The 12,320-nt window shown below is 64.1% G+C and carries 9 protein-coding genes and 1 pseudogene; 7 read left to right on the forward strand and 3 right to left on the reverse strand.

Going from position 1 to position 12,320, the window contains the following annotated elements; translation table 11 throughout:
- From G3N93_RS22965 to G3N93_RS22985, 5 genes and pseudogenes are all read left to right on the forward strand, one after another.
- Positions 1–601, forward strand: a pseudogene (locus tag G3N93_RS22965) (gfo/Idh/MocA family oxidoreductase); the annotation flags it as partial.
- Between the two features lie 74 nt (positions 602–675).
- Positions 676–1,689, forward strand: coding sequence for an arabinose ABC transporter substrate-binding protein (locus tag G3N93_RS22970; RefSeq protein WP_206134016.1), 1,014 nt, complete (start codon positions 676–678; stop codon positions 1,687–1,689).
- Between the two features lie 20 nt (positions 1,690–1,709).
- Entirely contained in the window at positions 1,710–3,254 is a 1,545-nt protein-coding gene (araG, locus tag G3N93_RS22975) for an L-arabinose ABC transporter ATP-binding protein AraG (RefSeq protein ID WP_206134017.1), read from the forward strand.
- Between the two features lie 33 nt (positions 3,255–3,287).
- On the forward strand, positions 3,288–4,307 hold the full coding sequence (gene araH / locus G3N93_RS22980; RefSeq protein ID WP_174941906.1) for an L-arabinose ABC transporter permease AraH: 1,020 nt from the start codon (positions 3,288–3,290) through the stop codon (positions 4,305–4,307).
- 45 nt (positions 4,308–4,352) lie between these two features.
- Entirely contained in the window at positions 4,353–5,252 is a 900-nt protein-coding gene (locus tag G3N93_RS22985) for an SMP-30/gluconolactonase/LRE family protein (protein WP_206134018.1), read from the forward strand.
- Positions 5,253–5,360: 108 nt separating this feature from the next.
- On the opposite strand, the gene G3N93_RS22990 is transcribed toward G3N93_RS22985, so the two are convergent.
- Genes G3N93_RS22990 through G3N93_RS23000 form a run of 3 tightly spaced genes read right to left on the reverse strand, consistent with a single transcriptional unit; the run spans position 5,361 to position 10,356 of the window.
- The gene (locus G3N93_RS22990; RefSeq protein WP_174941901.1) at positions 5,361–6,230 is read right to left on the reverse strand and encodes a hypothetical protein; all 870 of its coding nucleotides are present in this window, start codon (positions 6,228–6,230) and stop codon (positions 5,361–5,363) included.
- Position 6,231: 1 nt separating this feature from the next.
- Complete coding sequence (locus tag G3N93_RS22995) at positions 6,232–10,086, reverse strand: type VI secretion system Vgr family protein (protein ID WP_206134019.1); 3,855 nt, start codon at positions 10,084–10,086, stop codon at positions 6,232–6,234.
- Complete coding sequence (locus tag G3N93_RS23000; protein ID WP_174941897.1) at positions 10,087–10,356, reverse strand: PAAR domain-containing protein; 270 nt, start codon at positions 10,354–10,356, stop codon at positions 10,087–10,089. It lies immediately after the preceding gene.
- A 232-nt stretch (positions 10,357–10,588) separates the two neighbouring features.
- Here G3N93_RS23000 and G3N93_RS23005 point away from each other — a divergent pair, with 232 nt between their 5' ends.
- Together G3N93_RS23005 and G3N93_RS23010 are read left to right on the forward strand one after the other, a co-directional pair.
- Positions 10,589–11,092, forward strand: a complete 504-nt coding sequence (locus G3N93_RS23005) for a MarR family winged helix-turn-helix transcriptional regulator (RefSeq protein WP_206134020.1) — start codon at positions 10,589–10,591, stop codon at positions 11,090–11,092.
- Positions 11,093–11,312: 220 nt separating this feature from the next.
- Complete coding sequence (locus tag G3N93_RS23010; protein ID WP_174940553.1) at positions 11,313–12,143, forward strand: p-hydroxycinnamoyl CoA hydratase/lyase; 831 nt, start codon at positions 11,313–11,315, stop codon at positions 12,141–12,143.
- Positions 12,144–12,320 lie beyond the last annotated feature (177 nt).

The raw sequence follows: 12,320 nt of genomic DNA on the forward strand, positions 1-12,320 counted from the left end.
TGGCCTCACGCTGTTTGCGACCTGGCATTCGCGCTGCGCGAGTGCGGTGGCGCCGGCCCGCGCCTGGCTCGCGACGCGCGCGATCCGCGCGGTGCAGGTGCGCTGGAAAGAAGACGTACGGCGCTGGCATCCGGGGCAGCAGTGGATCTGGGAGCCGGGCGGCCTTGGCGTGTTCGATCCGGGCATCAATGCGCTGTCGATCGTCACGCAGATCCTGCCGCGCGAGCTCGTGTTGCGCGAGGCGACGCTCATCGTGCCGAGCGACGTGCAGACGCCGATCGCCGCCGAACTCGATTGCGTGGATACCGACGGCGTGCCGGTGCGTGCGGAATTCGACTGGCGGCACGGCCCGGTCGAGCAATGGGAGATCGCGGTCGACACGGCCGACGGCGTGCTCGCGATCAGCCGCGGCGGCGCGCAGTTGTCGATTGCGGGCGAGCCGGTCTGGCTCGGGCCCGAGCGTGAATATCCGGCGCTGTATGCGCACTTCCATGCGCTGATCGCGCGTGGCGAAAGCGACGTCGACGTACGGCCGCTGCGGCTCGTCGCCGATGCTTTCCTGTTCGGCCGGCGCGTGCAGACCGACGCGTTCGGCCGCTGACCATGCGGGCGCGCCGCGGCGCGATCACGCACGACGAATCATTACGGCATGAGCCGACATCAAGGAGACACCGCATGAACCGCACGACTCACACGATTCGACGCCAGACGTTGCGCGCGCTGCTGGCCGCGCTTTGCATCGCGCCGCTCGGCATGCAGGGCGCCGCGCGCGCCGACGCGCCGCTGAAGATCGGCTTCCTGGTGAAGATGCCCGAGCAGGCCTGGTTCATCAACGAGCAGAACGCGGCGTCCGCGCTCGGCCAGAAGGAGAATTTCTCGGTCGTGAAGATCGGCACGCCCGACGGCGAGAAAGTGCTCGCCGCAATCGACAACCTCGGCTCGCAGGGCGCGCAGGGCTTCGTGATCTGCGCACCGGACGTGCGCCTCGGCCCGGCGATCGCCGCGCGCGCGAAGCGCTACAACATGAAGTTCGTGACCGTCGATGACCAGCTCGTCGATTCGACCGGCAAGCCGTTGCCGAACGTGCCGCACCTCGGGATGTCGGCGACCAAGATCGGCAACCAGGTCGGCCAGGCCATTGCCGACGAGATGAAGCGGCGCGGCTGGAAGCCCGAGGAAGTCGGTGCGCTGCGGATCACGAACTACGAGCTGCCGACCGCGAAGCTGCGCACCGACGGCGCGACGCAGGCGCTGCTCGCGAACGGTTTCCGCAAGGAGAACATCTTCGACGCGCCGCAGAAGACGACCGACGACGAAGGCGGCTTCAGCGCGGCCGCGCCCGTGCTCGCGCGCCATCCGAACGTGAAGAAGTGGGTGGTCTACGCGCTGAACGAGGAAACCGTGCTCGGCGCGGTGCGTGCGACCGAGCAGCTGCACATCCCGGCGACCGACGTGATCGGCGTCGGCATCAACGGCGCGGGCGAGGCGTTCGCCGAATTCCAGAAGAAGGAGCCGACCGGCTTCTACGGGACGATCGCGGTCAGCTCGACGAACCACGGCAAGGACAGCACGCAGAACCTCGTCGACTGGATCCGCAACGGCAAGACGCCGCCGGCCGACACGCAGACGAGCGGCAAGCTGATGACGCGCGCGAACTGGCAGGCCGTGCGCACCGAGCTCGGCATCTGAGCGGCGCAGGCGAGAACGCGATGACGACGCAGACGATGACGGCCGTATCCGATCACGACGGCGGCACATCGCCGCCCGGCGGCCCGCTGCTCGCGCTCGACGGTATCACGGTGACGTTCCCGGGCGTGCGTGCGCTCGATGCCGTGTCGCTGTCGGTGCGCGCGGGCGAAGTGCATGGGCTGATGGGCGAGAACGGCGCGGGAAAGTCGACGCTGCTGAAGGTGCTGTCCGGCGTGAACCAGCCGCAGGCCGGCACGCTGACGCTGAATGGCACGGTGCAGCGCTTCGCATCGACGCGCGCGGCGCTCGAGGCCGGCATCGCGATCATCTACCAGGAGCTGCATCTGGTGCCCGAACTGACGGTTGCCGAAAACCTGATGCTCGGGCAACTGCCGAGCCGGCTCGGCGTGGTCGACGAACGCACGCTCGCCGCGCGTGCGCTCGATGCACTGGAGCGGCTTGGCGAGCACATCGATCCGGGCATCCCGGTGAAGTATCTGTCGATCGGCCAGCGCCAGATGATCGAGATCGGCAAGGCGCTGATGCGCGACGCGCGTGTGATCGCGTTCGACGAGCCGACAAGTTCGCTGTCCGCGCGCGAAACCACGCAGTTGTTCCGGATCATCCGCGCGCTGCGCGCGGAAGGCCGAGCAATCATCTACGTCACGCACCGGATGGAAGAGGTGTACGAACTGTGCGACTGCGTGACCGTGTTCCGCGATGGCCGCCGCATCGACACGTTCGATTCCGTGACCGATCTCGATCGCGACCGTTTGATCGGCTGCATGGTCGGCCGCTCGATCGAGGACGTGTACGGCTACCGGCCGCGCGCCGCCGGCGACGTGCTGATCGAGGCGAAGGGGCTGGCGGGGCCTGGCTTGTCCGAGCCCGTGTCGTTCTCCGCGCGGCGCGGCGAGATCGTCGGCTTCTTCGGGCTCGTCGGCGCGGGCCGCTCGGAGCTGATGAAGCTGCTGTACGGCGCCGCGCGTCCGAGCGCGGGGCACGTCGAGCTGAACGGGAAGCGGGTTGCGTTCGGGAGCCCGCGCGACGCGGTGCGCGCCGGCCTCGCGCTGTGCCCGGAAGACCGCAAGCAGGAAGGCATCGTCGCGATCGCGTCGGTGGCCGACAACCTGAACATCAGCGCGCGCCGGCATTTCAGCCCGGCGCGGATGCTGCTCGACGCGCGGCGCGAACGCGAGCTTGCGCAACGCTACATCGAGCGGCTCGCGATCAAGACCCGTGACGGCGACACGCCGATCGGCGCGCTGTCCGGCGGCAATCAGCAGAAGGTCGTGCTCGCGCGCTGGCTGGCCGAGCGCATCGATGTGTTCCTGATGGACGAGCCGACGCGCGGCATCGACGTCGGCGCGCGCGCGGAAATCTACAACCTGTTCTACGAACTCGCGGAAGCGGGCCGCACGGTGATCCTCGTGTCGAGCGACCTGGCCGAGGTGATCGGCGTGTCGGACCGGATCATCGTGATGAAGGAAGGACGGATCGCGGGCGAGGTCGCGAAGGCGCAGGCGACGCCCGACGCGCTGATCAAGCTCGCGCTGCCGCGCTAGCGCCCCGCAACGATCAACCGGAATGCAAACGACATGAGCCAGGCAATGCAACCCCAACGCACGTCCCCGTCCCCCGATGCCGCCGCCGCGCCCGCGCGAGCGCGCGGCGGCGTGTGGCAGCTGATCAACCGCTCCGGCATCGTGATGGTGTTTCTCGTGCTGTTCGCGACGCTGTCGCTGACGGTGCCGGACTTCCTCACGTCGCGCAACATCCAGGGCCTGCTGCTGTCGGTCACGCTGATCGGCTCGATCGCGGTGACGATGATGTTCGTGCTCGCGCTCGGCGAGGTCGACCTGTCGGTCGCGTCGATCGTCGCGTTCTCCGGCGTCGTCGCATCGACGCTGATCACCGCGACGCACAGCGTCGTGCTCGGCATCGCGGGCGGCGTGCTCGCGGGCGGTGCGGTCGGACTCGTCAACGGCGTGCTGATCGCGCGCTGGCGGATCAATTCGCTGATCGTCACGCTCGCGATGATGGAGGTCGTGCGCGGGCTCGCGTTCATCACGTCGAACGGCGATGCGGTGATGATCTCCGAGGAACGTTTCTTCGATCTCGGCGGCGGGTCGTTCCTCGGCATTTCGTATCCGATCTGGAGCAACATCGTCGGCTTCGTCGTGTTCGGCTTCCTGTTGCGCAAGACGGTGTTCGGCAAGAACGTGCTGGCCGTCGGCGGCAACGGCGAGGCCGCGCTGCTCGCGGGGCTGCCGGTGATGCGCATCAAGATCACCGTGTTCGTGCTGCAGGGGCTCGTGACGGGCTTCGCGGGCGTGATGCTTGCGTCGCGGATGAGCCTGGGCGATCCGAAGACGTCGGTCGGGCTCGAACTCGGCGTGATCTCCGCGTGCGTGCTCGGCGGCGTGTCGCTGACGGGCGGCGTCGCGACGATCTCCGGCGTGCTGGTCGGTGTGCTGATCATGGGCTCCGTCCAGGACGCGATGAGCCTGCTGAACGTGCCGACGTTTTACCAATATCTGATACGCGGCGGGATTTTGTTGCTCGCGGTGCTGTTCGACCAGTATCGTCGCAACCAGCGGCGCGCGATGAAGCTCTGACGAAAGCGCGACTGCCCGCGAACGCGACAGATATCGGGAGACGGCATGCAACAGACTCATCCGGCCGCGCAGGCGACGCTGCTGGCCGACAGCCGCAACACGCTCGGCGAAGGCGCGACGTGGTGCGACAGGACGCACGCGCTGTATTGGGTGGACATCGAAGGCGCGCAACTGTGGCGCTGCCGCGCGGACGGCTCCGACCTCACTCCGTGGACGATGCCCGAACGGCTCGCGTGCTTTGCGCTCACGCATGACCCGGACGTGCTGCTCGTCGGGCTCGCGACGCATCTCGCGTTTTTCGACCTGCGCAGCGGTGCGTTCACGCGGATCGTCGACGTCGAGCCCGAGCTGCCGACGCGGCTGAACGACGGGCGCTGCGATCCGTTCGGCGCGCTCGTGTTCGGGATGAAGGACGAAGGCAGCGAGCCGCCGCAAGCAGTCGGCGGGTTCTATCGGCTTAATGCCGACCTGACGCTGGAGCGGCTCGCGTTGCCGCCGGCCGCGATCGCGAACAGCATCGCGTTTTCGCCGGACGGGTCGAGGATGTATTTCTGCGATTCGCTCGTGCGTGAGATTTTCGTCTGCGATTACAGCCGTTCAGGTGTGACCAATGTGCGTTCATTCGCGCACCTGACCGATGCGGACGGCGACCCGGATGGCTCGATGATCGATCGCGATGGCGGCCTGTGGAACGCGCAGTGGGGCGGCCGGCGGGTGGTGCGCTACGGCCCGGACGGTGTCGAGACGGATCGCGTGGCCGTGCCGACCGCGCAGCCGAGCTGCACGGCGCTCGACGGCGAAGGCCGCCTGTACGTGACGAGCGCACGCACCGGGTTGAGCGACGATGCGCTGGCCGGTGACCCGCATGCGGGCGGCGTGTTCGTCGCGCAGACGCGGCATGCGGGGCTGCCGACTGCGCGGTTTGCGGGGATGCCCACGGCCTGAATGGCCGGCGATGACCGAGGGAGTCCATCCATTCGCGGACAAGAATCCGGCGTGTTCGGAAGGGATGTATTGAACGCGATTTTGCTTATGGACTTTCGTCTTTCCGGCTCACGCTTGATTGAATTCCGGGTCGTGCATCCACCATACCGGATGATCGTGCGGCTCTCGCAGCCACATCCAGCGGCCCGGCACGTGCTCGGTGGGCCGCCGTTGTTCGCGCTCCTCCCAAGGCATCAACGTGCGGACCGTGGGGAATGTTCGCCCCTTGTAGACCACCAATGAGTGGCTGGAAACCGTGGAGAATCCCTCCCACAACCCGGTCTCGGGACACAGCATGCCAGTGCACAGGTTCATTTCGCCGTATTTCTGACGTTTCGCCTGCCGCTCTTCAAGGCGACGTTGCCTGCGTTCCTCGGGCGTCAAGATTTTGTATGTGCGTCGTATCTCGACTATCCACAGTCGCTGCGGAAATGATCCATCCATCGGATTGATGTAACCAAGATCGACGTCGATTGGAAATTTGCTCCCGGGGATGTCTTTTGAGCGATAGCGAAAGGACTGCAAGTTGGGAGCATCGGGGGTGCGCGTCCTTATTTCATTCCCATATCGATGATTCCCTCGAGAGTTAACCCAATAGTCCTCTAACTGGAGAAGCGACTTTATTTCCGTGTCAGGCAGATTGGCAACCCTTGCGTCAACGACAATTCTTACCCCAGCCGGAACAATTTTCACCTTGTCGCGATCCTCACTGTAGTCTTCCGGATCGTCGCCAGTGGAAAATTCAATCTTCGTCCCATGCAATGCGCGATTTGCGTATTTATAAAGAAACCCTTTTGCCGGAGGGTGCGTCCACGTTGTGTAGTTTGTTCCAAAGATAATATTCTTCGGATCGTATGGCGCATCATCGCGCAGGATCGACATTGCTGTTTTAAGGATGGCGCGCAGCGCGACGCGCTGCTCTTCGTCGGTCGTCTGCATTTCAAACCCCTCCCCCAATGGCGTTAAGTGAAGCATCGTATCCTCCTGTGCATGTACCGGGGTTGCGCACGAAAGCACGACCAGGGCGGTCCCAATAGGCTTGCACCACCTCTGCACACGCATAAGCATCTTCTTCATGTAACTGGCTCCGGTATCCCTCTTCGTATCTCACCATCTTGGCCGCCGTTTCTGGCGAAACTCTCAACAGCTTGCACACCTCGGCCTGTGCGATCGGCACATCGGGTTTCATATAGGTTCCGCCCGTCTGATTTTGCATGTGCGAAATCATCCAGTAATAGTGAAAAACCAACATGCGATGTAGCCCAGCCATTACCCGCGCGTCATCTGGGAGTCGCGTCTTCTCGGCTGCGAAAAAAACATCTTTGCGCACACTGTCGTCATACACTCGCATTGCCTGAGAGAACATCGCATAGTCGCTCGGATGTTGTTGAAGCAAGGCCATCATCCAGAATGTTTGCTGGCAATGTCGTGCCTCGTGATAAAGCAAATCCGCGAATGACTTCAGCGTGCCATCCAAGGCAGTCGCATTATTCGATGATTTAACGATTTTCGCGATTTCTCTCTCCTGGATACCTATTGCCCAGTAGTTGCCAACAAATGATGCACTGACATCCGGGCGCATGTTGTATTTGGCAGCACCTTCCGTCGCATTAACAATATCGATCTTGGGAGTCGCCCCATTTGACTTCATCGGGTCCCCTGAAGAACCACTTGGCAATCCAAACGGCCCAGCCACAAGGGCGGTATTCAATACATTGCCAACCGCAAGCGCGATGCTTTCCTTTGCCTCATCCGATATCTCGCCACTCAACGTATTGAACCTGCCCCACTCGATCCCGTTGAGTGCCTTCTTGATCGCTACCGCATAGGCCTTCGCCACCGGATACTCGACATCCCGGCGCACCGGCATGTCAGGAGGTGCATCACCCTGTTTAGCCCCGTCGATGAAGTGATGGAAGCGCAACCCGAAGTTCAGCGGATCGCAGGTCGCGAACGCGGCCGGCTGACGCTCGGACGTCGCTCCCTGTTCCGGGGTGCTGACTTTCTTGCCCTTGATCGTCGTGGTGCGTTTGTCGGCGTTCGGCGCTTGCGCGGTGTAGGGCGTCGTGTTCTCGCGCACGATGGCGGCCCGATTCACCGCAATCACCTTGTCCGGATCGCTCGCCGCCAGCAGCTCCACCGTGCCGAACGCGATGTCGTGGCTCGTCACCACGTCCGTTTCGCCCAGCTCGTTACTCACGCCCTCCATCACGCGTCCGTTGTCGAGCGTGACCCGGTACGGCTGGTTCGGCAGCGCAAATCCGCTGTCATGCTCCAACAGCACGAAGTGCGCCGCGTACTGCCCCGGATTGTCGGGTGTGACCGGCAGGCGCATTGGTCGCACCTGGCCTTCGTCTGTCTGATGACTGCCGGCATAGATCGTATGTTCGCCGGCCGTTCGCACCACATAACCTTGATCGCTGATGCGAACCTCCGTACTTCCCGCGTGCAGCACGATTTCGTCTGCCGCGTGCAAGTGGATGCTGTCGGTTGTACTCGTGATGTTGATGGTCTTCTTCGCGGTGAGGTCAACACCATCGGTCTGCGCTTCGATCCGCACTTTTCCTGCTGCTGCGACGAGCGCCATGCCGGCCTTGTGCACGAACAGCGAAAACGCATTCGACACGCTCGCGAACAGCGAACGCCCCACGGCAAGCCCGACGTGCCGGCCGCTTGTTAAGGCAACATCCTCGCCGCTCGCAATATGAGCGCTACGCTCAGCCGCCAGACTGAACCCGGCTGGTCCGGCCAGGACGATGTCCGCCTCTGTCAATTCCGGGAAATCGTCCGGGCCGGCCGGCGTATTGCCTCGAATCGCATCGTTGCGCGTCTTGATCGCCTTGGCGACGTCGCTCTGATCCGCGTCGGGCTGTTGCGCCTGATGTCGCTGCGCCAGGCCCGTGAGGCTTTCCTGTAGTTCGCGCGCCCGCGTGAGTCGGCCGATGGCCTCCTTGGCGTCCTTCGCATGGCCCGGGCCGCCCGGTTGACCGTCCGTCGACACGAGCAGACCCTTCAACGCCCGAACCACGCCCCAATCGTCGGTGCGAAGATCGAATCCTTTGCCGCGCGCATCGGCGCGCCCCTTCTTTCGGGTGATACCTCGGAGGTTGCCAAGACTCAGCTGTGACGTGCCGGCGTCGCTGGCAAGCTGCGTCTGGATTTGCTCCCGCGTGTCGTCGATCGCCAGATGGCCGGACGCGTTGCCGTGGAGTTCTCGTCCGCGAATCACCGATATCGCGTGATTGTGCGGCTGGTCCAGTGCAGGCTGGCGGAATGCGTTGACGGCACTGCCGATAATCACGGGCAAGTCCGGATCGCCGTAGTAGTGCGACACGGCCACTTCATGACCGATACGCGGGATGAACGTCGCGCCCATGTCCGCGCCTTGCCAAGGCGACAGCACGCGTAGCCAGATGCCCGAACTCTCATCGTGCTGGCCTTGCCGGTCCCATTGGAACTGTACTTTTACCCGACCGTATTGGTCCGTCCAGATTTCCTGCCCGGCGGGGCCGACGACGATAGCTTTCTCTGGCCCGCCCATGATGGGCTTGCGGACGCTGCGCTCGAGCCGGAATGGCTCGTTCGTCGGTAACAGTTCGAACTGCGCTTCGGCGCGATAGGTCTGCGCGCTGCCGGCTCGCCCTGCGACTTCCTCGATATCGAGCGTGCAGGACACAACCACGTACTCGCGATTCGCCGCCTGCTGCGGATGGCCGATGAGCGTAAAGGTGTGGCCGACCGCGAGGCCACGCAGATTTCCTTTGCCGTTTACCCGTCGCCCGGCACAACGCTGCGCCTCAAGCCGCACGCGCGCGAAGTGCCGCGCCTCCCACTCGGTATCGTTCGGCTGGCCCGTCAACCCTTGCGCGCCGGCGAGCGGCTGACTGTAGTCTCCCCAGTCATAAATCTCGCCATCCGAGCTGGCCGTCGGACGAGGGTCTTCCACGGTAACGTCCAGCCTCGCGCGTGGCCGCGTGTAGTCGTAATCCGTGACGCTCACGGCCCCTGTCGTCAATCGACTGGTCACGGACAGCGTGTGGATGTGTTCCTCGTCGATGCGCTGACCGCCGGGTGGCAGGTAGCGCAAGGTCTCGTAAGCCTCCCCGTGCGGTTGGTGTCCGCCCATCGTGTCGGACAAGACCAGACGGTGATGGCCGTCATCGTGTTCGAACCACCACCAGATTCCCCATTCTTCCCAGAGGCGTTGCAGGAACGCCCAGTCGGATTCAAACGTCTGGCGCTGTACGTCGCGTTTCGGGTAGACGCCTCGGAATGCGCCAAGGCGCTTATCGACGGGGTAGGGATATTTCGAGAGCACCGCATCGGTGATTTCGACGACGGTCATATCCTGAAACAGGCGGCAATCTTGCGTGAGGGTCGCGCGATAGAGCCATGGCCGCAGTTCCAGTTCGTACAGGATCGCCTTGCGATCCTGACCGGCAAGCCGCGCCACTTCGACCAATCCGGTGATCTCGCGCGTGCCTGCGCCGATGTTGCCGAGTCCGGCGGCACCCGCCAGCCCCGGAATGAACTGCCCCTTGCCTTCGAGCTGGATCGATACGGTGACTTCCGTGCCGACCACCTTATCCAGATCGTGATTGGCCGTGAGGCTCGGCGAAACGGCATAGGCGTCGTCGGTGCGCAGTGTGACGAGGTAGCGGCACTCATCGAGGCGGCCGATGGTTTCGGTGCCTTGCAGGCGTACCGGAATGAACACCGGTAGCCGGTCCATCCCATAGGTCGGCAACGACGCGCCCGCGATGGACAGCGTGCGAGCCTGAGCAAAAATCCCCATTTAAGCTGCCCCCGTCGCTCGCTCACCCATGACAGTCGCACCGCACCCGGTCTTGTCGCCGTGATAACCCACGCGCCGACCGTGATGCGTGCGCTGGCCACTCGCCAGCAACGGGAAAACGTCACCGCATTTCGGACAACGGACACCATGGCCGTCAAGCGCAACACCGATTCCAAGATGCTTCAGATCACTGGCAGCTTCGATGACGGTGCCCCCATGATCGGTGGAGTCTCCAAGTCGAACCATTTCGAGGCCTTGTGCGTTTTTCATCGATGACACTTTCGAGGAATTGAGTCGCTCTTTTACCTCTCATCAAAGCGCCGCACAATTTTCAAGATGGGATTGGGTAATTTTCGATATTTTAATTAGTAGATCGACTGATAATTTCGTACTTATATGAGTTCGTTGCGAATGTGGCGCGTGTCGAGATTGATGTCACGCCTATGCGATTCACCGCCCGACCTGCTGGTAAGATGGCCCGCAATCCCATCCCGCCCGCACCATGAGTTCCGCACCGACCAAACCCGCGAACCCGAAAAACGCCACGAAGAACGCCACCCGCGCGGCAGGCGACAAGCCGAAGGCGCGCGTGCAGCAGCGCCTGACCTACGTGATCGGTGGTCTCGACCGGCTGCTGCGCCGCCACATGACCGACGCGCTCGCACCGCTTGGCATCACGCTCGCGCAATACACGGCGCTGTCGGTGCTCGAGGCGCGCGGCGCGTCGTCGAACGCGCAACTGGCCGAGCGCTCGTGGATCACGCCGCAATCGGCGAATGAAGTGATGAGCGTGATGGCCGCCCGCGGTTTCGTCACGCGTGAAGCCGACCCGTCGCACGGCCGCATCATCCTGCTGACGCTGACCGACGAAGGCGCGGCGATGCTGCGTGAATGCGAAGCCGTCCTGCGCCCGCTCGAGACGCGCATGCTCGGCGACATCTCAGCCGACACAGCCGCGGACGTGCAGCGCGCGCTCGAACTGTTCTCGCGCAACCTGCGCGGCTGACCCCCCTCCAGAAGCCTCATCGCGCGGGCCCGTGGGGCCCGCGTTCGCGTTGCCGGTCGCCTGACCGTTCCCCGATTCCGTCGTTTCCGCGGCTTTCCGCTCCGGGTTTACACCGGCGCTCGTGTCGCTTGCAATATCAGGTAGCCTGATATTAAATGAAGCCGTCCGCAGCAGGGATGCTGCGCACCGAATCGCACAGGAACGAACGACAGGAAACGATATGAGCAAGTACGACAACCGCTGGCAGACCGTTGAAGTGAAGGTGGAGGCCGGCATCGCGTGGGTCACGCTGAACCGCCCGGACAAGCGCAATGCGATGAGCCCGACGCTCAACCGGGAGATGCTGCAGGTACTCGACGCGGTCGAGTTCGACGACGAAGCGAAGGTGCTCGTCCTGACGGGCGCCGGCGCGGCATGGACGGCCGGCATGGACCTGAAGGAGTATTTCCGCGAGATCGACGGCGGCTCCGACGCAATGCAGGAAAAAGTGCGGCGCGACGCATCCGAATGGCAGTGGCGCCGGCTGCGGATGTACAACAAGCCGACCATCGCGATGGTGAACGGCTGGTGCTTCGGCGGTGGCTTCTCGCCGCTCGTCGCGTGCGACCTCGCGATCGCGGCCGACGAAGCCGTGTTCGGGCTGTCGGAAATCAACTGGGGCATCCCGCCCGGCAACCTCGTCAGCAAGGCGATGGCCGACACGGTCGGGCACCGCCGCGCGCTGCACTACATCATGACCGGCGACACGTTCACCGGCGTGGAAGCTGCCGAAATGGGCCTCGTGAACAGCAGCGTGCCGCTCGCCGGGCTGCGCGACGCGACGATCGCGCTCGCCGCGCGGCTGATGGACAAGAACCCGGTCGTGCTGCGCGCGGCGAAGCACGGCTTCAAGCGCTCGCGCGAACTCACGTGGGAGCAGTGCGAGGATTACCTGTACGCGAAGCTCGACCAGGCGCAACTGCGCGATCCGGAGCATGGCCGCGAACAGGGGTTGAAGCAGTTCCTCGACGACAAGACGATCAAGCCGGGCCTGCAGGCCTACAAGCGCTGACGCAACCCGACGAGAGACACGCATGGCAGGAGACAACATGACCGACAGACGGATGCTGATCGCCGGCGAGTGGTGCGCCGCCCGTGACGGGCGCACCTTCGACCGATTCAATCCCGCGACGGGCGCGCTGGCGTCACGTGCACCGGCGGCCGGCGTGGCCGACGCCGACGCGGCGAG

This window comes from Burkholderia sp. Se-20378 (assembly GCF_017104665.1).
GTDB lineage: Bacteria > Pseudomonadota > Gammaproteobacteria > Burkholderiales > Burkholderiaceae > Burkholderia > Burkholderia lata.